Raw genomic sequence first — 22,235 nt, 5'->3', positions numbered from 1 at the left:
CAGCAAACAGTGAAGTGGCAAAATTATTTTTTGTTGCAAATGCAATAAAGTTAGGTTAAATTTAATCTGCCCTCTTTTATTGTATTTGCAACAAAAATATCTGCTAAGGAGTTAAATAATGAAGGAAATTCTTCGGGAAATTGGAATGATAGCAAGGGCACTGGATTCTTTGAGCAATATAGAATTCAAAGAATATGACCTTACAAAAGGGCAGTATTTGTACCTTGTGCGAATATGTGAAAACCCGGGAATCATCCAAGAAAAGTTAGCTGAGATGATAAAAGTAGACCGGTCAACAGCAACCCGTGCTATAAAAAAGCTTGAAATTAACGGTTTTATTGAAAAGAAAGAAGACAAGCACAACAAAAAAAATAAAAAGCTCTTTCCTACAGAGAAAGGGCAGCATGTTTATCCTTTTATTAAAAGAGAAAATGATCATTCCAATCGGGTTGCACTAGAGGGATTTTCCGAAAGAGAATTAGAAACCATGTTCACTCTGCTCCAAAGAGCAAGAAAAAATATAGAAAAAGACTGGGAATTTGTAAAAAAAGGAAACAAAAGAATTTATTAATTTTAAAAGGAGCAACCCGTTTAAATGACTATACACATAACAAAGTGTGGCCTTAAAGATTCATTCCAGCTTCAAGAAGTTAGTTATGAAACGTTTAAGGAGACGTTTAAGGATCAGAACTCACCTGAAAACATGAAGGCTTATTTGGAAAAGGCATTCAACTTAGAACAATTAGAAAACGAATTATCCAATATTTTTACGCACTTCTTTTTGATTTATTCTAATAATGAAGCCGCTGGATATTTAAAGGTAAATACCAATGAGGCCCAGTCTGAAGAAATGGGTGATGAAGCACTGGAAATTGAGAGGATTTATATAAAGCATAAATTTCAAAAACATGGGCTTGGTAAAGTTCTGCTAAATAAAGCTATAGAAATGGCGATGGAACACAGGAAAAAGAAAATCTGGCTGGGCGTATGGGAAAAAAATGAAAATGCGATTGCCTTTTATAAGAAAATGGGGTTTGTTCAAACGGGGGTCCACTCCTTTTATATGGGTGATGAAGAACAAATGGACATTATAATGACCAAAACACTTATATAACGGGTCTAAGCATTTGGAAATCCGCTTGAAAAGGCACTTCCATAGACATATAATAGATTAGATGAACACCAAATTTCACTAATTAAATTGGAGGCGCCATGAACCTCGATATCCGGGAACAGCTCGATCCTCTTTTTGAAACCATGGGCTTGCTTTATGTCAGCAGCAACAGGGAACAGCATAAGGAACAGACGATCATGGAGCTGGACAAACTTGGCATAGACGGCGAGGCCTTTTACAATAAAAATCTGAAGATCATCGACAAGTACATCCAGGCCTTTCAAAAACATCAAATCACTGAGGACAGTGACCGCCTGTTTTTTACGGATCAGACGTATTTCTCTGTGCTGCTGGCTCTGCTGTGTGAAAATGCCAACTGGCTTACGGAGCTTGAGAAAGTGTCTGAAGACCGGATCAGGGAGGCACTGCTTCAAGTATTGATCTCGGAACACAGTGAGCAGCACAGTTCTGCTATTGAGGATACGCACCTTAATGTACGTTCATTGGATGAGATCATTAGCTTTCTTGAGGAGTATCCGTTTGAGGAAGGTGTGAAATGGAAGCTGATGAGCTTGCTGCAGCAGCCCCGTAAACACATGTTGGCACTGGTAAGTGCGGTGAGCAGAAATCTTCCCGCTTTTGAACAGGCCTGCAAAGAGGTCGAAAAGCCGCTTGGCAAGCTGATTCCCAAGTTAGTGCAATCGATTCATAAGAACGGCGATGAGGGGTTTCTAAAGCTCGTCGAGTTTTTCAGCCAGAGTAGTACTCTCCATCCCGCTTTGATCATGCCTCTGGGTCAGGCGGTGTACGTCTCACAATGTTATTGCGGATTGTATGTGGATTTACTCCCCATCTCCGGTAACCATATTGCCGATCCCAAAGAATACCTGCTTATGAGATTAAAGGCGCTTGCCGACAACAGCAAACTGCAGATACTATCTTCACTGAAGGCCAGTCCCAAATACAATCTGGAGATCGCGGAACAGTTAGGGTTGTCGGCTGCTACAGTGTCCCATCATATGAATGTGCTGTTGGCTAGCGGAATGGTGGGTATTGACAAAAAAAACAGTAAAGTCCACTACCATTTGGAGACGGACAATATAAGGCTTTTGATTGATGAACTGGAACGGTATCTGCTGTGAAAATAAACGGCTTCCCGCAAGGCTGCGGGGAGTTTTTTTTATAATCAAATATTCGATATTAAACTAATTAGTTTGACCATAATCTAATTTATATGGTATATTTCATTTGTTGTTTTACCGCCATCTAACTTAAGGAGTGGAAAATGTTATGAAACAAGCGGTCCGCGAGCACAAAGTACTGCTTACCATTACACTGTTATGCAGTATTCTCACCTCAGCAGCGGGAGTGCTTATTGCCCTGATCCTGCAAAAGGTGATTGATGCTGCTTTGCAGGGAGACAAACAGCTTTTCCGGGAAATTCTGCTGCTGTCGGTTGTTTATTTGCTGCTTTTGGGATTGTTCGGACTGATCTATTCGCTGTGCAGCAAAGCGCTGATCCGCAATGTGACGATTACACTGCGCGGGCGGGTGTTTCGCGGTGTGTTCCGGCAGAAGGCCGAAACCTTCTCAGCAACCAATACCGCTGATTATTTGTCCGCGCTCACCAATGATATTAAGCTGCTGGAGGACAACTATATCCAGCCTATGCTGCAGGTTCTGCAGAACGTAGTAGTATTTGCTGTTTCTTTGGGGATATTGCTCTATCTCAGCCCCCTGGTGACTGTGATCTTGATTGGATGCATGGTGCTCATGTTTGCCATTCCTTCCCTATTCGGCAAAGCGCTGCAGCATAAGCAAAGTGAAGTCTCCAGCCAAATGTCCGCGTTCACCGCAAGCCTGAAGGATTTATTATCCGGGTACGAGGTGATTACATCCTATGCTATGGGCAGGTATGCCGAGCAGACCTTCAAACAGCAAAACCACCGGGCCGCCGGGGTCCGGTTTGCCGCTGACCGGCTGTTCGCCTTCAACGAAAGCGTGTCCCATACTTTGGCGATTCTGACACAGTTTGCGGTTGTTTTTATCGCCGCCTATCTGATCATTACCGGCAATCTGTCCGCCGGAAGCCTGGTCGCCCTGGTTCAGCTAAGCGGCGGCTTTGTGGGGCCAGTGCTGGCCATCATGGAGAATCTCCCCAAAATCCAGGGGATCAAGCCTGTTCAGGAACGCATCGATTTGTTCAGCGAAGAGAAACATGAGCCGGATGCCGAGGGACTTACTCCTGTATTTCACAGCACATTGGAGGCCAGGCATCTGCAGTTTAGCTACAAACAAGGAAATCCGGTAATACAAGATATTTCCCTTAGTCTGGAGAAAGGGAAAAAATACGCGCTGGTGGGTCCCAGCGGCTGCGGGAAATCAACCTTGGTCAAATTGTTGACGGGATATTATGATCGCTTTGATGGTTCCATTGCGCTTGACGGCACCGATTTGAAACGGCTTGACAGGGAGAAGCTGCAGCAAATGGTCTCCACCATCCATCAGAATGTGTATATGTTTGATTCCGATATCAGGCACAATATATGCCTGCATGAGGAGTTTTCGGAGCAAATGCTGGATACGGCCCTTCACACCAGCGGAATTCATAAGTTTTTACAGAATACACCGGATGGCCTGCTCTCCCCTGTCGGAGAGAACGGTTTGCAGCTGTCGGGAGGCCAGCGGCAGCGGATTGCCGTCGCCCGGGCATTGATCCGCAATAAGCCGATTCTGGTCCTGGATGAAGGCACCTCGGCTATTGATATGCAGACCGCTTATGAAATCGAGAGCAGATTGCTGAAGCTTAACGAGCTGACCCTGATTACAATCACTCATAATATGAATGAGGATCTGCTTGGCTTATACGACCAGATTATTTATATGGAGAATGGAAAGATCGCTGAGATGGGAAGTCTGGAGGAGCTGCTTAAGCATGGGGGCAGATTCAGAGGTTTTTATACTTTGGAAAAAGATCTGGCGGGAGCCACCGGGTAATCCCGTCTGGCCTCAGCCAAAAACCGCCAGCTCCCAAGCTGGCGGTTTTTGGCTTGCAGTTGCAATGAGCGTTAGCAGTGAGTTGCAGTAATGAAGCTTACAGCAGAATAGTTTTAGAGATGATCACCAGCAAAATGAACAGAACCAAAATCGCTCCGGTAGAAGTAAAAGCACCGTATCCGCCGCCGTATCCGCCAACATTTTCACCCATAATCTAATTCCTCCTTAAAATAGAGTACAGCTTAAAATATGCGGATTAACGCCATACGCTTGGGCATACATGAAAAAGAAATATATTTAGACCTACCTGCTTTTTCTCCAGGTCCATTTGGCTATGCATAAATAATAACAAAGATGTAACTTTCATGACTGTTAATGATTGCTAATCCGGTTTAAATAATTAATACAAAGTAATTTTAGAGATAGAAGCAAGGGAAGTGACGAAATGAAAAAAAAGGATATTCAGCTCGCACTTGTTACCAGTATGTGTCAACGCGTTCATCTGGTAAGCGGGGAAACGTATACCGGAAAATGTGAAATCAATCCCATCTCCGATGTTTTGGAGGTTTCCACCCAAGAAGGGCGGCTTACGCTGCCTTACTGGACCATAAAACGTTTTATCAGCTTTAACCCCAGAGGTGAAATCAATGAGCAAACTCAAACGTTCCGATAAAGCAGTCGTCTCTTTTTTACTCGGCCTGGCTTCTTTGCTGATTATCGCCTTTTTTATCATCCGTTATATTGTTCAAAATGTATCGTTTGCCCCCTAAGCCCAGGTTGCGCACGTACGTTGCCTCTTCTTCTGCCTTCACGCCAGCACGCGCAGTACATCCTCAATCTTACGCTGATGGGACAGCACGCCGTAATTCATCCAGGCCATAAAATCAACCTCGTATACACATCCGCTGCGTACAGCGGGCAGTCTTTTCCAGAGCGAGGTATCCAGCAGTTCCCGCCCTTCACCCTCCTGCCGGTCAAAGGTAATGAACAAATGATCCGCATTAAGATGTGACAGCTCTTCAGCGGTAAGATTCACCCGCTTCTGACCCCGGGTCAATTCCCGGACGAGCGGATGCGGCTGCAGCCCCAGATCATGATGCAATACGCCTCCGGTATACCCCAGCTCTTCACAACCATATAGAGTGATTCCGCAGGAGGAGAGCCGCAGGAAGGCTACGCTCCGGTCCTTTACAATGCGGCTGAGCTGTTGCTTGGCCCTCTTTGCCCGGTGCTCATAATTGCGGATGATCTCCCGCACACGTTCCGTCCTGCCGAAGATGGCTGCTGCAGAGTGCAAGGTTGCCCGCCAGTCTTCCTGATGAAAAGGGAGCCGGAGCAGCGGGGCAATCCTGCGGCACTCCTCCAGATGCCAGCGCTGAAAGCCGTCATCCAGCATAATCAGCTCGGGCATAAAGCGGGAGAGGCCGTCCCAGTCTCCAGTGGAAATATCGAATGTTGGCACCTGCTCCAGACTGAGATACTCCTGTTTACCCCACTGGGGATGGGAGAACTGAGCCACCGGAACAATCCCTAACGCCAGCAGGTAATCCTCCAGAAAAGGAGCGAATACACGCAGCCCTTCCTGGTGAAGACTCCGGTATTGGCCGGGCGTAACTCCCACCGAGCCCTTAAAACGCCGGTTAAAATAATATTCATTGCTGTAGCCGACAGTTAATGCGATATCATGCAGACGGTCATCGGTCAGAAGCAGCTGCTGCTGTGCCCGTTCTATCCGCAGTCCATTCAAGTACTCCAAGGGAATCCGCCCCGTCATCTCTTTAAAAATCCGCGTATACCGGGCACGGCCCACGCCTGCAACCTCCGCAAGCTGGTCAACCGTAACCGGTTCACTAAAATGCTCCTGCATATAGCGGATAGAACGCTGTACCGCCTCATGCTCATCCCTTGTCTTCAGCGCTGCGGCATTTGCACGCATAATTAACAGCAGCAGCTCTTGAAAGCGGATATGTCCCGCGAATCCTTCGATCTCTTCCGGGCTCCTGCGGCTATGGCAGATGGCTTCGAGCAGCAATGCGCATTGTGAGTAAGGCCTGCAGCTAACAGGTCCCGGGCGGAGTATTCCGCTCATGGACAGCCTCTCCTTCCAGCTATGCCCACTGTTCCCCCTGCCAATAATTTCAAAGGCAATCCGGTAAAAGCAAAGTCCCTTCTCCCCTGCCTGAATCCGGTGGATTGCCCCGGCATCAAACAGGAATCCCGCACCTTTTTCCACTGGAAACCGTCTTTCGTCCGCTTCGACCCAGCCCTGCCCCTCTGAAACTATAATCAGCGTATAGTCCTGAAACAATGGAGCTGGTCTGTTTTCGGTGAGGGGTTGCGTAACTTCTTCTATACTTATTAAGCTGTAGAACAGCTTTTTGTTATTGGTGATATTCGGGTCTTGCTGCATTCTACCGCCCCCCTAATTGAGAATCATTTTCACCACCTTAGTGTAAAACAAAATAAAAGGCCTATCAACCATGCTGATAGACCTTCCTGTACGATTCATAGCGCTTACTTCTATTTTATTTCACCATTGCCTCCAGCAGATCATCAAGCTTCATCGCATTGGCCGTAATGGCGCCGGACTGCCAGTGCGAACGTTCCATTTTATAAATATTTCCCTTCTTCACCGCAGGCAGGTTCTTCCACAGCGGGCCAGCCAGGACTTGAACCGCTTCCTGATTCTCCGCCGTATCCCAGCCTCCATGATCAGGAAATACAATAATATGGTCCGCTTCCAGCTCAGGAATCACCTCTTCCGATATAATCGCCTGATAATCTGTCATCTCGGCAGCCATCGGGATTGGAGTCAGTCCAAATTGGTCATAAATCACACCGGTATAACGGTTTTTGACACCGAATAAAGCGAAGGTTTTGTCCGCAACATTCAGCCGGATGACCGCCACCTTTTCTTGTCCCAGCGCCTGCTGCAGCTTAGCTTTTCCATCTTCCACCTTCTGGTCGTATTCCGCGAGCGCAACTTCTGCCTTCTCAGGAACGCCCAAAGCGTCTGCAATGGCTGTAAGCATTTGCCTGGAGTCCTGCAGCACCTGTTCCGGCAGACGATAGGTTGGTGCGACCTTGGAATATTGTTCAACTTTGGCTGCATCTGCGCCGCCGTCAAGAATGATCAAATCCGGATCTTTTTCCAGCAATGCCTCTATGCTCCCGGAAACATCGAATTCAGGCACATCCAGGTTCAGATAATCCTGCTTGCCCCAGCTTGGATGGTACCATTGAACGACCGGAGTAATCCCGAGCGCTTTCAGATAATCCTCCACATAAATCCCTGCTATCCGCTGCGGGTTTACAGGAATTTCTACATCCCCGAATTCACCGGCAACAGTCCGTGTTGCGGCTTCGGCAGGTGTGCTACTGCCTGCATCGGCTGGCATGCTGCTTGCTGCAGCAACCGCCCCCGTATTTGCTGACGGTACGACACCGTTGTCCGCAGCATGGTTATCGGTTCCACACGCCGCAAGCACGGTCAATACCAGAATAAGTACAGCTGTCCAGATAAATCTTCTAACCCGTTTAACCATTGATTGCTTCACTCCCGCACTCTATTGTAATTGATTATCATTCTCATATAATCTTAATCCCAATAGTAGCATGTCCTCCTCAGCTTTCAATGCACTTTCTCGATGAAATTCTTATACAAACATGCTTGATATCATAGAACACGGCTGAGAACTAAAAAGGACCCTGCCGGTAACCGGCAAGGCCAAGTGCATACAACAGGTGTTGCTTCTACTATAAGGGGTAATTATTAGGAGAGTGTATGAACCATTCTCATTTTTTTACCGTATTAAACAAGACATTCATTAACGGAGGCGATATTTATGAAACAAGAAAACAGGGTGTGTAAGACATGCGGAAGCAGCAATTTCACGGAAGGAGAAATGAGAAACGGTTATGCCAACGTCATGCCAATCGGCAAGCCCTTTTCTTTTGGCTCGCCCGTGATTTTTATCTTTTGTAAACAATGCGGCGAAGTGGCTTCCATCATAATTGAAAAACCGGAGAAATTCTAGTTATTCTGCTAATATGTAAACTGATATTCAGCGCTCCCTTCTCCTGTTAATCCAGCCTATATTCAAACTCCACCTCATGCCGCACCGGAATGCCGTCATACCCGGTTAGCGGAATCGACGGCTTGAGCTTCCGGGCTTCCGTAATCGCCTCTCTATGCACAGCTATAAGGTCGAAGCCTCTTTTCTGATAAAAGCGGATGGCCTTGCTGTTGTCGTTTGAGGTAATGAGCCATACTCTGGTGCACCGCGCACGGGCTGCCTCTTTCACAACCAGTTCAATTAACCGGCTGCCCGCCCCGATATTCTCTGTGTTGCTGTCCAGAGAGACGATTTCGCATTCCCCGCCCCGGCAGCAATAATAAATAGCCGCATGCACCTTGCCGTCCAGTACAGCGCAGTATCCGGGCAGCTCTGCCAGCTTATGCATCCGTCCTCTGGATACGATGACTGTTCCGCTAATCTGAAGCGCCGCTTGGCGTGTTCCTGAATCTATGGCCTGAAAAAGCATTTCTCCCCCTCCTCTCTCCCTTTCTTTTTCCTGCTGCATTTATTTGTAACGCAGATCAGGAGATTGGGCAAGCAAATTTCTTAGCCCGGGTGATTGATTTCTGGAGGGATTTATTTTACAATGGGTTCATAAACGCGCGTTTACGTAAAGGGGGCAATATGCGCAGCGAAGATATAGCAAAGCTCGCCGGGGTATCCCGAAGTACGGTTTCCCGTGTGATCAACAACTATTCCAACGTCCCTGAGGAGACCCGGGCCAAGGTGTTGAAGGTGATTGAGCAGCATCAGTACGAACCCAACAGCTTCGCCCGGGCTCTGGCCGGCAAGAAGACCGACACGATCGGGCTTTTCGCTATCAGCATGAATGAGAAAGAGAATGCGACCCGGATCTATCAGAACAATTACTTTGCGCCTTTCGTTGATGCCGTTGTCGACACCGCGAATGCCCGCGGCTGTTATGTGCTGATCCACACTGTCTATTCTCCCGACGATTTCCTGAAGGTGAAGCAGGCCTTCCTGCAGAAACGGATTGACGGCGGCATTATCGTCGGCACCCAGAAGGATATTGATATTGTACGGGAAATGGTCAATCTTGAATTTCCGCTCGTGCTGATCGATTACGACATATCGGAGATTATGTCGGAGCATCTGGACCGCAATCATCTGGCTATCGTGAATTCCAAAGACTATGAGGGCACCGTCGAAGCGATTGAGTACCTGATCAGCCTGGGCCATGAAGAAATTGGCATGATCTGCGGGCGCATGAATACGTACTCTGGACGGGAGCGCTACATGGCATATGAGGATACGCTGAAGAAGCATGGCTTGACGCTGAATGAGAGCTTAGTCCTGAAGGGTGATTTTCTCAAAGAGACCGCCTATGAAGAGGTCACGAAGCTGCTGGCTTCCGGCGCTGCTCTGCCGACCGCTTTCTTCTCCGCCAACGATGACATGGCTATCTCTGCGATGGAAGCGTTCTCTGAATACGGGATTTCCGTCCCGGAGGATATTTCCATCGCCGGGTTCGACGACGTGCAGCTGGCTTCACGCATTCATCCGAAGCTGACCTCCGTCCGTCTGCCGATTTATGAAATGTCCAAGGCCGCAGTCGAAAAAGTGATTGAGCTGTGCGATTCCCGCCAGCCGACCTTCAGTACCATCAGCTTCCCGGCCCGGCTGGTTCAAAGAGACTCCTGCCAGCCGCCGAAGATCTGAAGCTTCCACATTGCAGGATTCCATGTTCCTCTGTGCCCTCTGTGGCTGAAACAAAGAACAGACAACTTTCAGAAAAAGGAAATTATTTTCATTCCGAGAAATTCCCTTTCCCCCGGGGGATTTTTTCTCAGTTTTGTAAACGCGCGTTCACAATTGAAAGGAGACTATTCTCTCATGAAATTCGGAACCTTTGACGACACCCGCAAAGAGTATGTAATCAACACTCCCAAAACGCCTTACCCATGGATCAACTACCTCGGCAACGAACAGTTTTTCGGCCTGATCTCCAATACTGCCGGAGGCTACACCTTCTACCGGGATGCCCGGATGAGAAGACTTACCCGTTACCGGTATAACAATATTCCGCTGGATACAGGCGGACGCTACTACTATCTGTATGACGACGGTGATTTCTGGACCCCGGGCTGGATGCCGGTTAAGCGTGACCTCGATTTCTACGAGTGCCGCCACGGATTAGGCTATACTTCCATCACAGGCGAACGTAACGGCATTTCCGTGAACCAGCTCGCTTTTGTACCGATGGGCCATAACGCCGAAGTGCACCGGCTGGTGGTTAAGAACACCGGCTCTGCGCAGAAATCCGTGAAGCTGTTCTCTTTTGCCGAATTCTGTCTCTGGAATGCCCAAGACGATATGACCAACTTCCAGCGCAACCTCAGCACCGGCGAAGTAGAGGTCAAGGACTCCGTAATCTATCACAAAACCGAGTACCGCGAGCGCAGAAACCACTACGCTTTCTACTCTGTAAACAAAGAAATCGCCGGTTTCGATACCGACCGTGAATCCTTTGTGGGCATGTACAATGGCCTGGATGCTCCGCAGGCGGTTGCTGCCGGTGAAGCCGCCAATTCGGTAGCCAGCGGCTGGTCGCCGATCGGCTCCCATGCCCTGAACATCACGCTGGAACCTGGCGAAGAGCAAAGCTTCATCTTCGTACTCGGCTACATCGAAAATCCGGAAGACCAGAAATGGGAAGCGCTGAACGTTATCAACAAAAAACCGGCGCTGGCTGTCATCGAACAGTTCGCTACAGACGCCCAGGTAGATGCTGCTCTTGCCGTTCTGGCTGCACACTGGGATAACCTGCTGTCCAAATATCAAATTCAGAGCGGCGACGAGAAGCTTAACCGCATGGTTAACATCTGGAACCCGTACCAGTGTATGGTTACCTTCAACATGTCCCGTTCGGCATCCTATTTTGAATCCGGGATTGGCCGCGGCATGGGCTTCCGTGACTCCAACCAGGACTTGCTCGGGTTCGTGCACCAGATTCCTGAGCGGGCCAGAGAACGTATCCTGGATATCGCCGCCACCCAGTTCGAAGACGGCAGCGCGTATCACCAGTACCAGCCGCTCACCAAAAAAGGCAACAACGAAGTCGGCTCCGGCTTCAATGACGATCCGCTCTGGCTGATCTCCGGGACGGCTGCTTACATCAAGGAAACCGGTGACTATTCCATTCTGGATGAGCAGGTTCCTTTTGACAGCAACCCGGACAATACCGCAACCCTGTTCGAGCATTTGAAGCGCTCCTTCGAGCACGTGACCAACAACCTCGGACCGCACGGCCTGCCGCTGATCGGACGCGCGGACTGGAATGACTGTCTGAATCTGAACTGCTTCTCCACTGAACCGGGCGAATCGTTCCAGACGACTGAGAATATCGCAGGCGGCGTAGCGGAATCCGTGTTTATCGCAGGTCTGTTCGTCTTCGTTGGACCGGATTATGCCGAAATCTGCCGGATGCGCGGACTTGAGGATGTCGCTGCGGATGCGGTTGCGAAGATCAACAACATGCGTGAAATTACGCTGACCCACGGCTTCGACGGGGACTGGTTCCTGCGCGCTTACGACCACTATGGCGACAAAATCGGCAGCAAGGAAAATGAGGAAGGCCAGATCTTCATCGAGCCGCAAGGGATTTGCGTAATGGCCGGCATCGGCGTGGAGGACGGGCAGGCCGCCAAAGCGCTGACTTCCGTACAGGAACGTCTGGATACGAAATATGGTATCGTTTTGCAGCAGCCCCCTTACTCCAAGTACTATCTGAACCTGGGTGAAATTTCCACATACCCTCCGGGCTACAAGGAAAATGCCGGTATTTTCTGCCACAACAACCCATGGATTATGATTGCCGAAACCGTACTGGGCCATGGCGACAGAGCTTTTGATATCTATAAAAAAATTGCTCCCGCTTATCTGGAAGACATCAGCGAAGTTCACCGGATGGAACCGTATGTGTACTCGCAAATGATCGCAGGTAAAGATGCTGTACGCCACGGGGAAGCAAAAAACTCCTGGCTGACAGGTACTGCTGCCTGGAACTATGTAGCGATTACTCAGTCGATTCTCGGGATTCAGGCGGATTTCGCCGGTCTGAAAATCGATCCTTGTATCCCTGCAGAGTGGGACAGCTTCGAAATCACCCGCGTCTTCCGTGGAGATACCTACGTGATTCAGATCAAGAATCCGAACCATGTCTCTAAAGGCGTAGCCGGCCTCACTCTCGACGGCGCAGCCGTTGAAGGCAACATCATCGCCCCTGTGGGCGACGGCGCGGTGCATCATGTCGTTGTAGAGCTGGGCTAATTAACTTCTGCAGCGTCAGCACAGTTCGTAATTTGTAAAGGCCACCGGGCTTCTCTTTTTGTATAAAGGGGAGCCCGTTTTTCATTATGAAATCGAAGTTAGTCTTGATGGAGGGATGACCAGGGTCCGGGAAGACAGCAACGGCTCAGCTGGTTCATGAAATTCTCACGGAAATAAGCCTTAAATGAACATTCGTGAGAAAACTGAATCGTACTGAGGGAGTTCAATAATACAGCAATACAGCGGCAGCCCAGGTCTTTTTTCTCGCCTGTGACTGCCGCTGTTTCTTTCGCTTATTGCCCTGCAAATGGATAGGACGCATAGGCTGCACTATATCAGATTTTTCGTTTCCCGCCCGGCTTTGACATGTTTAAGCTGGGCAACAATAATGACGCTAATGATAACCAGCAGGAACCACGAACTGATCTTGCTGAAGCTGACCAGATGCCAGGCCTGATATTGGTTGGGATATCTCCAAGCATTAAAAAATGTAGCTATATTTTCAGCTAACCAGATAAAAAAACCTACAATGAAAAAAGCAAGGGTCAAGGGCATCCGATAAGTGGTGTTCCGAACCCGGTAGATGATCCATGTTCTCCAAAAGACAATCAGCACAAGCGCCGTCAGCCACCAGCGGAAATCAGGAATAAAATGATGTGTAAAAAAGTTCAGATAGATAGCTCCTCCCAGTAATCCCGCAGCAGCAAGCCCCGGCCAGCCGTTCATGTCCATCTTCAGTCTGCGCCATATCTGGCACATAAAGCTTGCTACACTCGCATACATGAACCCGCTATAGAGCGGCACACCGAGCAGCTTCGTTAACCCGGGCTCAGGGTATGCCCATGATCCCATCCTTACCTTATAGATTTCCAGCAGCAAACCAATCACATGAAATACGCAGATCACTTTGATCTCGTCGATGGTTTCTAACCCACTGCGGTACATAAGGTACTGCACGGCAACCAGGATCAAAAGAATGGCATCATAACGGTAAATGAAGGGCAGCCCGATTGCGCTGGAAAGAGCTAAAGTTCCAAAAATCGCAACAGGAAATATGCAGCTCATCGCTTGATGATAGCCAAAATGCAGCAGCTGTATTATGGATTTCAATAATATACTCTCCTCTTCTGCGCCGGGTGGCTTAACCTCTCTTCCGTTCCTCAACTCTGAATTTAACACAACATTTATTGTTTTACAATATATTTAGATTGATAAATAATACTTAATTGTTGTTTAGTATACTTATTTTTCGTTTATCCGTACTTTTTCCCGCGGGTCAGACTTAACATCGCAGAACAAACCGTCCACATTTTTTGTAGTCTTCAACTTCCTACGCACTAAAAGCCACCCAGCGTACGCTGCCGAAGCTGTACGCCGGGTGGCTTTTGATTTATCATTCTATGATTCCATGTGATCCCACATCTTAATCCGGCTCAGCTTACGCCTTACTCTCCGGAATCCATACTTTCATCTCGCCGCTGCCGCGGTTGCCCCACAGATAATAGGGAATGGCCGTGATCGTAGCGGCTTCCACAGGGGCCTTCGCTCTGCTGTATAAGCCGCCGCTCCAGCCTGCCTGCTCTATCCGGCTGCCTTGGCCTTTTACCACTACTGCACCGCCCAACAGTGAATCTTCAAAATGCTCTGTGAACGGAGCAGATTCATGTAATGCAATCGAGTTCAGCGGCGTGCCGTTATCGGCAGCTTCCAGACAGTAGACCAGCGGGCCGCGCTGGATAGCGGTCTTCCCGGCATCTGCCCGCAGCTCTGGGTGGGCATAGACCCGGTGCGCTTCCATCGGCAGCTTCAGCTCAATCGTGTCTCCGGCATTCCAGACCCGGCGGATCACGCAGTATCCCTGCTGCACACTCTCATCCAGACTCAGCGTCTCGCCGCCCACCCTGATCTCCGCACTGCTGCTCCAGGAAGGAATGCGCAAAGCGATGCCGAACTCGGCAGCTTCCCCCGGATTAACCTGCAATGTTACGGTCCCTTCCCAAGGGTAATTGCTCTGCTGGCTGACAGCGACTGCTGTCCCCCCCAGTGTCGTGTTCACTTCACTTCCAATATACAGATTAGTGTACAGGGTGTCTCCGTGAACGGTATAGATATACTGATTCATCGAGGTCAGCAGCCGGGCCACATTCGGCGGACAGCAAGCGCAGCCGAACCAGCCTTGGCGCTCGGATTTCACGTGATGCTTATCCGGATTGCAGGTGCAGGCCTGCGGCCAGACCTCAAGCGGATTCACATAGAAATAGTGTTTGCCGTCCTGTGCCATAGACCCAAGAACGTTATTGTAGAGCGCCCGTTCCATCACATCCGCATAGCGCGCATCCGGTTCCAGCTCCAGCATCCGCCGGGCAAAAAAGATCAGGCCGATCGAAGCGCATGTTTCGGCATATACCGTATCATTGGGCAGATCATAATCGAAGGTAAACGCTTCTCCTTGGTGTGTGGACCCGATGCCGCCGGTAATATACATCTGCTTGCCGGTCATATTGTCCCATAATCTCACACAGGCATCACGCAATGCACTATCTTTCGTAAGCGCTGCCAGATCCGCCATCGCCGTATACATATAGACCGCCCTGACAGCATGGCCCACAGCTTCTGACTGTTCCCTCACCGGAAGATGCGCTTGATTGTAGCTGGGGTCCATACTGTTAGTCTGCGTTCCGCTCCAATGCGTCACCCGGCCCCTTGCCTCCCATTCCTGCCGCAGAAAGTTGGGTTCCTGTCCTCTCTGATCGATAAAAAAGCTGCTGAGCTTCAGATATTTCTCCTCGCCCGTCAGCCGGTACAGCTTCACCAGCGCAAGCTCGATTTCCTGATGCCCGTCATAGCCTTTCAGCTTGCCTTCCTCCGGGCCAAATATGGAATCGATATGATCGGCCATACGGCGCATCGTATTCAGCAGCTTGTCCTTGCCCGTGGCTTCATAATAGGCAACCGCAGCTTCGATGAAATGTCCGGCACAGTACAGTTCATGGCAGTCCTGGAGATTGGTCCAGCGTTTGCCGGGCTCCTTAATCGTAAAATAGGTGTTCAGATAGCCATCCGGCTGCTGAGCTGCGGCGACTAGATCAATTACCGCGTCAGCCCGGGCTTCCAGCCCGGGGTCACGTTTCAGATGGAGCGAGTAACCAACCGCCTCCAGCCATTTGGCGACATCACTGTCCTGAAACACAAAACCGTGAAACTCCCCTGTTTTTCGGCCGGCGGCAATCTCGAAATTGGCCATTGCATGACTTGGCTCCGCTTCCGGCACCCGGTCATACAGCGCTTCATACTGATAAGGAATGACCACCTCCTGGACCAGCCGGATATAACGTCCCCAGAAGTCATCCCGGACTGCTGCGGACAGATTGCCGGCTGTTTGCTGATTTTCGCTGATTTTATTCATTTCCCACTTCTCCTCTACATTCATTTCATCCTCGCTATTTGCCATTATAGACGGTAAAATAAATAAAAAACAGGATCAGAAGCAACCCTGTTTTTGCACAATTTCACACTCATAAAAGGACGCACACTACTTGCGATAAAACCCCATAAAAAGGAGAGCAGCATGACATTTAATCCATCCTACATCCATCTGGCGGCACCGCCCTTCCCTTATTTCCTGGAGGGCGACCGTACCGTCTATCAGCCGGGGGATCAGCATCCCAACCGCACCCGCATGGGGAAATTCGATCTGCTGATTGTTGAACAGGGCTGCCTGTTCATTGGCGAGGAGCATAAACAGTGGGCCGTGCCGGCCGGGCATACCCTGCTTCTTCTGCCGGACCGCTACCACTACTCGGTTAAACCCTGCGAGGACACGACCTCCTTCGTATGGCTGCATTTTCACACCGTAGCCGAATGGGTTGAGGCCGAAGGTGATCCCGTATATGCCAGCCGGGAAGAGCATTTCCAGAAGTTCCTTACTTATCCTTATACCATCCGTGTACCGCAGTTCGGTTCCTTGCCTGATCCTTTTGAGCGAAGCGGCCAAGCAGAGCTGCTGCTGCAACTGAGCCGGGGAAGACGTTCCAGCGCCGTATGGCAGCAGCAGCGGATCTTTGAGGACATGCTGCGGATGCTGGATCTTGGCCAGCAGGATGCCGGAGGAAGCCCTGGTGCGGAGATTGCCGAACAGACTGAAGCCTATTTGCGCAATCACTATACAGAGCCGCTGACGAATGTCAGCCTGGCGGACGCGCTGCATTTCCACTATAACTATCTGGCGCGCTGCATGAAACGGGTCTACGGGCTGACCCCGATGGAATATTTAACTGATTACCGGCTGGAGCAGGCTAAACTGCTGCTGCTTAAGACAGAAATCCCCATCGCCAGCGTTGCTGAACGCACCGGATTTGAGAGCACGGCCTATTTCTCGCGGCGGTTTGCCCGCAAGGTTGGCATTTCCCCCCTGCGCTTCCGCAAACGCTATTCCCGCTAAACACGGCGTCGGGTCACGGAATATTCCGGCCAGCCAGGCTGCTTCCAGAGCTGGGGGCTGCTCTAATTTTGTTCCTTCCACTCTAAGGTTACCCGGAATTCATGCAGCTCCCGGTTGTAGGACAATCCCCGGATACGGACGGAATTAGGAGTATAGGCCCTGATCGGCCCTCCGGGCTCCACAACCCCCGCTCCGCTTTTTACGGCTACGGTTACATTGACTTCAGACAACGCGGCTGCCAGCAGTTCCATATCGCTCACCAGCACTTTATAGATAAAGCTCATTCGTATCACTCCTGCCCTGCTGTAAATTTCAAGTATGCTTTTCATAAGGCATCGTCTTCGAATAAAACCGCTGTTGCTAGACATGCTATATCACGTTCATCCTTTTAGAGAGAGAGGTATGTAATAGGAGTTCTTAACGGCAATTGGAGGATATGCGCCGCTGCTAACTGAAGAAACTGGATTCGTTTATGTCGAATCATCCTGCGCAGCAGGTTTTTTTTTCGCTTTAGCTATTTTTTTCCATATGAACGCATATTCATTAAGACATGTTGTAGGCGAAGACATGCCTTAGGTCTGGAGATGTTGAATATGCACGCTATCCCCAAGTATGCCGTTATCTTTCTCGCAAGCTTGCTGATCGCCACAGGCACGAACTTCTTTCTGGTTCCTTACAAAATACTTGATGGGGGAATTATCGGCATTGCCCTCATAATTAATTATATCTCCGGGGCAAAAATCGGACTGGCCATCATCCTGTGCAGTCTTCCCGTCTTCCTGCTTGCCTGGCTTAAGGAGCGGGATATTTTTTACAGCAGTGTGCTGGGGCTCCTAGTCTCCTCCTTTATGATTGAGCTTATCGGCCCGCTTCAATATTACTTCCTGTATTATGTAGAGCTTGGATCAATTTCCAGCGCAATTATTGGCGGTTTCCTGATGGGCACCGGTCTTGGGCTTATGCTGCGGTTCAAAGCGAGTACCGGCGGTACGGATCTGCTGGCCAAGTTCATTAAACGCTACATTCCGCTCAATCTGGGAGTCATCATATTTCTGACAGATGCCCTGATTATTGGAGCCGGCGGCCTGCTGATCTCCAAAGAGACCTTTCTCCACTCCATCCTGACCATCCTCTCCGGCGGGATCGCAACCGGTCTATGTACCCTTGAAAAATAATACATATCGCAGGTAACCTGCGCCCAAAGCATTCGACACCTCATCTATCAGCATCACGTTCAATCGATGAACATCCAGTGGATTCCTGTTTACTGAGCAAGGGCTCCGATTATACTTACATTAAGTACATTTAAGGGAATCACAGGAATAATGGTTGATCTTTTGTGAAATTGCGGCGACAATCGAAGATATAACATTCCAGGGGAGGATCGACGAAGTTGGATAGCACAAGCAGCAACAGCAATACTTCTACGCATGACATTATCGACCTGTGCCTGCTGGCCGGCAAAATCATGCTGCAAAGCGGTGCGGAGACCTACCGCGTGGAAGACACCATGAGCCGTATGGCGGCATCGCTCGGCTTTCCGGGCGCACACAGCTACGTAACGCCAACGGTCATTATGTTCACCACCAGCCGGACGGAGCCGGTGAAGCTGTTCCGGATTGCCGAGCGGACGACCGATCTGCAGAAGGTTTCCGAGGTTAACGACATCTCACGGCGATTGAGTGAACGCCAGATCACGGCCAATGAAGCCCGTGAACGGCTGGGCGTAGTGGACGATGCGGCCCATGCTTATCCCGCTTGGGTGCAGATTGCAGCCGCTGCTCTAACAGGAGCCTGCTTCACGGTCATGTTCAAAGGCAGCCTGTGGGATGCCCTTCCTGCCCTCTTCGTGTCCGGTCTCGGGTTCGCCGCAGCCACATACCTGCACCGGCTTGTACAGATCCGGTTCTTCGCAGAATTCACCGCCTCGTTTCTGATCGGACTGCTCGCCTTTTTCTCGGTGAGGCTCGGCGTGGGCCAGGAAATGGACAAGATTATTATCGGGTCGGTGATGCCGCTAGTGCCTGGGCTGCTTATCACAAATGCGGTCCGTGATTTGATGGCCGGCCATCTGGTCTCCGGCCTCTCCAAGGGAGCCGATGCGTTCCTGACGGCGTTTGCGATCGGGACAGGCATTGGACTTGTGCTGTCATTTTTTTGATCTCCATGTGAAAGAGGTAACCTGTTCATGATTTTGCAACTGATAACCAGTTTTATTGCCGCTGCCACCTTCTGCATTCTGTTCAATGCGCCGGTGCGCGCCTTAGTTCAATGCGGGTTTGCCGGGATGGTGGGCTGGATGCTGTATCTGCAGCTCGACGCAAAATGGGACACCATTGTAGCCACCTTTGCGGCCACCGTGGTGGTCGGGGTGATCAGCCAGCTCTTTGCCCGGTCCTTCAAAATGCCGGTCATCATTTTCAGTATCGGCGGCATTATCCCGCTGGTCCCGGGCGGCCTGGCGTATGATGCCATGCGCAAGTTCGTCGAGAATGACAACAATCTGGCCATCCAGTTTGCCGTCCAGGCCCTGCTGCTCAGCGGAGCGATCGCAACCGGCCTTGTGTTCAGCGAGGTGCTGGGACAGATGTTCCGGCGGAAGAACGGCCGAAGCACATAGGAGCACCGTGCAAGGCACAACCCCATTAGCATAGTCCGGCTCCCGGAAACGGACAAAACGGCTGCTGCTGTCCAATGAAGGACAGCAGCAGCCGTTTTGAATTTTACAGGCAAGCTTGCCGGCCGATAATTTTTTGGTAGCTTGCGATATCCAGCCATCTGCCGAATTTGCTGCCGATTTCTTTGAACAAAGCGCTTTGCTCATATCCGTGTCTGGTAAACAGCCGGCGGCTGGGTTCATTGTCCGCACATACTGTTGCCACCAGCACATGAAAATCAAGCTCGGCCGCACGCTCCTCAATAAAGCTGAGCGCCTTCCCTCCGAGTCCCTTCCCGCTGCTGCCCGGCTTCAGATAAACGCTGATTTCCCCGGAGCTGTCATAGGCCTGTTTGTTCTTGTGTCTGGCAATCAGGACATACCCCTGCATTTCGCCGTTCTCTAGAATGGCGTAAGACTTGAAGCGCGGATCACCGTTCAGCACCGACTCACGCATGAAAGCCTCATCCAGCGGCTCAGTATGAAAAGAAACCGTCGTATTCAGCACGTAATAATTATAAATATTGACTACCTCAGCCAGATGCTCTTCTCTTAACTCCGTAAACGACAACCTGCTTGCTGCTGTTTCCTCCATCATTAGTCCTCCCAGATCGCTGTTTCCAGTTGATCGACAAATTTACGCAGCTTACCGGCGATTTTCAGATTAATCGCCCCATCCTGATACATTTGCTGGACGGTATTCCGTTGTTCCTGTATGGCCTGGAGCTTCAGTTCAAGCTTGTGATCATCGACAACTCCGTCCTTAATCCAGCCGTCTCCCTCAATTAGCCGGGACTCCATCTGCTCGTACTTGTCAATGACCTTCTGTGAGGCCAGACGGTTCTCTTCGCTCATATCAGCGCTGACGGCAGAGATGGCGGCCTGGCACATTGAAATCTTCGCGGTCCGGGCGCTTTCAGCATTCTGCGCCGCCTGCCGCCCCTCATCCCCGTTCAGCCGGCCGGAGAATAAACCCGAGAACAGACGCTGAATTTCAGTAAGAGAGAATTTGATCTGCGTATCCAGCCGCTTGCACAGCAAGGCTTCCTTATGGTCCAGCAGCTCTTCCATCTTCGACGCTACAGGAGCAGCGATGGAGCCATTCTCCAGCATCCTCCGCAGTTCGGAGCGCTCCGCGGCAATAGCACTCCGCTTGGCCTGAACCCCCAGCTGCCGGAAGCGTTCCGCTTCCGGATCATCGGCTGCTTTTGGAGCGCAGAGCTTGTCGATTTTGTCCGTGAATTCCAGCAGTGCGGGCTGGTTCGCGGGCTGGGGATTCTCAGTGATCAGGCTTCGCAGCATGCTCATTCCGGCGTCAATCACCACTGATCTTGCGGTCAGCTCCGAATTGGCCGACACGCGCTCCACCACAACCGTCTCTTCCTCGTCCGCCAGCAGCGGCAGAAAGATGCTGGCAATAATCAGTGACATCAGAATAACCCCAGCCGCAAGGGCAATAATCAGATCCCGCTGCGGGAACGGAGAACCGTCTCCCAGTACCAGCGGAATAGAGAACGCACCGGCCAGCGTTACCGCCCCCCGCACACCCGAGATTGAAGTAATCAGCTGTGACTTCAGCGGTGATCTCGTTGTCTTCAGCCTGCGGCTCTCAAACAGGGAATAGGCATACACCCAGAGAAACCGCAGCACAATCAGCAATGCCGTTATCGCCAGTACATACCCTGCCACCATGAAGTTGTTCAAGGTACTGTCGCGGTAGATCACTTCAACGACGTCTGGAACTGACACGCCAAGGATCAGAAAGACCAGACCATTCAGGATCAGCAGCAGCACCGACCATGTGCTTGCCGATACAAGCTGCAGTTTGTATTGCGGAGATACAGCACGGTCCTTCTCAATAGCAAACATCACGCCGCCTGCTACCACGGCGAGGATACCCGACACGCCAATTTCTTCGCTGACCAAATAAATAATAAATGGCGTGAGGATCTGCAGCAGCACATGAATCGTGACATCCTCCATACCGAACCTGCGGATAAATACACTAAGCCGGATCAGCACAAACGACAGCAGTGCTCCGAGCAGCAGGCCCCCTGCCGCGATCAGCACAAAGCTGACCGTTGCCTTGGGCAGCGAAAACATTCCGGTTACTGCCGCCGCGATGGCAAACTTGAAGGCGACCAGACCGGAAGCATCATTCATCAGCGATTCGCCTTCAAGAATCCGGTGGATACTCTTCGGCAGATGCACCTTCCCGGCCAGCGCACTGACCGCAACGGCATCCGTAGGCGATAGAATGGCTGCGAGTGCAAAGGAAGCTGCCAGCGGTATCGACGGAATCATCCAGTGGATGGCATACCCGGCTACAAATACAGTGGCAAAGACCAGCCCCAGCGCCAGCAGCAGAATGGGAGCCCTGAGATTCCACAGCTCGTCGCGCGGTGTGCGCCTCCCGTCATTGAACAGCAGCGGCGCAATGAACAGCACAAAAAACAGCTCCGGCTCAAAGGACATATGTATACCCGTTGGAATGACCGCAGCAATAACACCCAGTCCAATCTGGATCAGGGGAACCGGCACAAAAGGGATAAACCGGTTCACGATGTTGGAGACTGCGATCAGTCCCAGCATTAAAAGCACAGCAAGAAATGTCTCCACTCCCATCAACCTCCCCTGATATTTAAGCTACATTCAGCT

At 50.4% G+C, this 22,235-nt stretch carries 21 protein-coding genes; 12 read left to right on the top strand and 9 right to left on the bottom strand.

Annotated elements, in window-relative coordinates; translation table 11 throughout:
• Positions 1 to 118 precede the first annotated feature (118 nt).
• From PGRAT_RS12430 to PGRAT_RS12415, 4 genes are all read left to right on the top strand, one after another.
• Positions 119 to 571 (top strand): MarR family winged helix-turn-helix transcriptional regulator, encoded by a 453-nt coding sequence (locus tag PGRAT_RS12430; RefSeq protein ID WP_025706783.1) that lies wholly within the window; start codon positions 119 to 121, stop codon positions 569 to 571.
• A 24-nt stretch (positions 572 to 595) separates the two neighbouring features.
• A complete protein-coding gene (gene paiA, locus PGRAT_RS12425) occupies positions 596 to 1,114 on the top strand; it encodes a spermidine/spermine N(1)-acetyltransferase (protein ID WP_025706782.1) in 519 nt (172 codons plus the stop codon).
• Positions 1,115 to 1,212: 98 nt separating this feature from the next.
• Positions 1,213 to 2,256 (top strand): ArsR/SmtB family transcription factor, encoded by a 1,044-nt coding sequence (locus PGRAT_RS12420; RefSeq protein WP_025706781.1) that lies wholly within the window; start codon positions 1,213 to 1,215, stop codon positions 2,254 to 2,256.
• 148 nt (positions 2,257 to 2,404) lie between these two features.
• Positions 2,405 to 4,111, top strand: coding sequence for an ABC transporter ATP-binding protein (locus PGRAT_RS12415; protein ID WP_025706780.1), 1,707 nt, complete (start codon positions 2,405 to 2,407; stop codon positions 4,109 to 4,111).
• A gap of 97 nt (positions 4,112 to 4,208) precedes the next feature.
• Here PGRAT_RS12415 and PGRAT_RS34025 read toward each other — a convergent pair whose 3' ends face one another.
• Complete coding sequence (locus PGRAT_RS34025; RefSeq protein WP_208619445.1) at positions 4,209 to 4,322, bottom strand: YjcZ family sporulation protein; 114 nt, start codon at positions 4,320 to 4,322, stop codon at positions 4,209 to 4,211.
• Positions 4,323 to 4,758: 436 nt separating this feature from the next.
• Between PGRAT_RS34025 and PGRAT_RS34645 the strand changes: the two genes are divergently transcribed.
• The gene (locus PGRAT_RS34645) at positions 4,759 to 4,881 is read left to right on the top strand and encodes a hypothetical protein (RefSeq protein WP_269847144.1); all 123 of its coding nucleotides are present in this window, start codon (positions 4,759 to 4,761) and stop codon (positions 4,879 to 4,881) included.
• Between the two features lie 38 nt (positions 4,882 to 4,919).
• On the opposite strand, the gene PGRAT_RS12405 is transcribed toward PGRAT_RS34645, so the two are convergent.
• Positions 4,920 to 6,521 carry a helix-turn-helix domain-containing protein gene (locus PGRAT_RS12405; RefSeq protein WP_025709173.1) on the bottom strand — a complete coding sequence of 534 codons (1,602 nt, stop codon included), beginning with the start codon at positions 6,519 to 6,521 and terminating at the stop codon, positions 4,920 to 4,922.
• Positions 6,522 to 6,636: 115 nt separating this feature from the next.
• Complete coding sequence (locus PGRAT_RS12400) at positions 6,637 to 7,656, bottom strand: ABC transporter substrate-binding protein (protein ID WP_025709175.1); 1,020 nt, start codon at positions 7,654 to 7,656, stop codon at positions 6,637 to 6,639.
• A 300-nt stretch (positions 7,657 to 7,956) separates the two neighbouring features.
• On the opposite strand from PGRAT_RS12400, the gene PGRAT_RS12395 reads away from it, so the two are divergent.
• Complete coding sequence (locus PGRAT_RS12395; RefSeq protein WP_025709177.1) at positions 7,957 to 8,148, top strand: hypothetical protein; 192 nt, start codon at positions 7,957 to 7,959, stop codon at positions 8,146 to 8,148.
• 46 nt (positions 8,149 to 8,194) lie between these two features.
• Here the strand turns inward: PGRAT_RS12395 and PGRAT_RS12390 are convergent, their stop codons facing one another.
• Positions 8,195 to 8,656, bottom strand: coding sequence for a GNAT family N-acetyltransferase (locus tag PGRAT_RS12390; protein WP_025709178.1), 462 nt, complete (start codon positions 8,654 to 8,656; stop codon positions 8,195 to 8,197).
• On the opposite strand from PGRAT_RS12390, the gene PGRAT_RS12385 reads away from it, so the two are divergent.
• Both PGRAT_RS12385 and PGRAT_RS12380 read left to right on the top strand, forming a co-directional pair.
• Positions 8,626 to 9,870, top strand: a complete 1,245-nt coding sequence (locus PGRAT_RS12385; RefSeq protein ID WP_342342271.1) for a LacI family DNA-binding transcriptional regulator — start codon at positions 8,626 to 8,628, stop codon at positions 9,868 to 9,870. The two genes, PGRAT_RS12390 and PGRAT_RS12385, sit on opposite strands and share 31 nt — an antisense overlap.
• Before the next feature lie 174 nt (positions 9,871 to 10,044).
• On the top strand, positions 10,045 to 12,480 hold the full coding sequence (locus tag PGRAT_RS12380) for a glycoside hydrolase family 94 protein (protein ID WP_042266674.1): 2,436 nt from the start codon (positions 10,045 to 10,047) through the stop codon (positions 12,478 to 12,480).
• A 330-nt stretch (positions 12,481 to 12,810) separates the two neighbouring features.
• Here PGRAT_RS12380 and PGRAT_RS12375 read toward each other — a convergent pair whose 3' ends face one another.
• Together PGRAT_RS12375 and PGRAT_RS12370 are read right to left on the bottom strand one after the other, a co-directional pair.
• Complete coding sequence (locus PGRAT_RS12375) at positions 12,811 to 13,590, bottom strand: DUF817 domain-containing protein (RefSeq protein WP_025705244.1); 780 nt, start codon at positions 13,588 to 13,590, stop codon at positions 12,811 to 12,813.
• Between the two features lie 328 nt (positions 13,591 to 13,918).
• Entirely contained in the window at positions 13,919 to 15,886 is a 1,968-nt protein-coding gene (locus PGRAT_RS12370) for a glycoside hydrolase family 127 protein (RefSeq protein ID WP_042266673.1), read from the bottom strand.
• Between the two features lie 162 nt (positions 15,887 to 16,048).
• On the opposite strand from PGRAT_RS12370, the gene PGRAT_RS12365 reads away from it, so the two are divergent.
• On the top strand, positions 16,049 to 16,921 hold the full coding sequence (locus PGRAT_RS12365) for a helix-turn-helix transcriptional regulator (RefSeq protein ID WP_025709237.1): 873 nt from the start codon (positions 16,049 to 16,051) through the stop codon (positions 16,919 to 16,921).
• Between the two features lie 62 nt (positions 16,922 to 16,983).
• Here the strand turns inward: PGRAT_RS12365 and PGRAT_RS12360 are convergent, their stop codons facing one another.
• Positions 16,984 to 17,205 (bottom strand): hypothetical protein, encoded by a 222-nt coding sequence (locus tag PGRAT_RS12360; protein WP_025709239.1) that lies wholly within the window; start codon positions 17,203 to 17,205, stop codon positions 16,984 to 16,986.
• 309 nt (positions 17,206 to 17,514) lie between these two features.
• On the opposite strand from PGRAT_RS12360, the gene PGRAT_RS12355 reads away from it, so the two are divergent.
• The 3 genes from PGRAT_RS12355 (at position 17,515) to PGRAT_RS12345 (ending at position 19,541) form a co-directional block, all read left to right on the top strand.
• Entirely contained in the window at positions 17,515 to 18,096 is a 582-nt protein-coding gene (locus PGRAT_RS12355; RefSeq protein WP_025709240.1) for a YitT family protein, read from the top strand.
• Between the two features lie 218 nt (positions 18,097 to 18,314).
• Positions 18,315 to 19,082, top strand: coding sequence for a threonine/serine exporter family protein (locus PGRAT_RS12350; protein WP_025709242.1), 768 nt, complete (start codon positions 18,315 to 18,317; stop codon positions 19,080 to 19,082).
• A 27-nt stretch (positions 19,083 to 19,109) separates the two neighbouring features.
• On the top strand, positions 19,110 to 19,541 hold the full coding sequence (locus PGRAT_RS12345) for a threonine/serine exporter family protein (protein WP_025709244.1): 432 nt from the start codon (positions 19,110 to 19,112) through the stop codon (positions 19,539 to 19,541).
• A 103-nt stretch (positions 19,542 to 19,644) separates the two neighbouring features.
• On the opposite strand, the gene PGRAT_RS12340 is transcribed toward PGRAT_RS12345, so the two are convergent.
• Positions 19,645 to 20,175, bottom strand: a complete 531-nt coding sequence (locus PGRAT_RS12340; RefSeq protein WP_238326857.1) for a GNAT family N-acetyltransferase — start codon at positions 20,173 to 20,175, stop codon at positions 19,645 to 19,647.
• A complete protein-coding gene (locus PGRAT_RS12335; protein ID WP_425311845.1) occupies positions 20,175 to 22,202 on the bottom strand; it encodes a Na+/H+ antiporter in 2,028 nt (675 codons plus the stop codon). The genes PGRAT_RS12340 and PGRAT_RS12335 overlap by 1 nt, the downstream gene beginning before the upstream one ends.
• Positions 22,203 to 22,235: the final 33 nt, after the last annotated feature.

The organism is Paenibacillus graminis (genome assembly GCF_000758705.1).
Classification (GTDB): domain Bacteria; phylum Bacillota; class Bacilli; order Paenibacillales; family Paenibacillaceae; genus Paenibacillus_AQ; species Paenibacillus_AQ graminis.
Note: the sequence above shows the minus strand (reverse complement) of the source record. Positions and strands in the feature narration are given on the sequence as shown.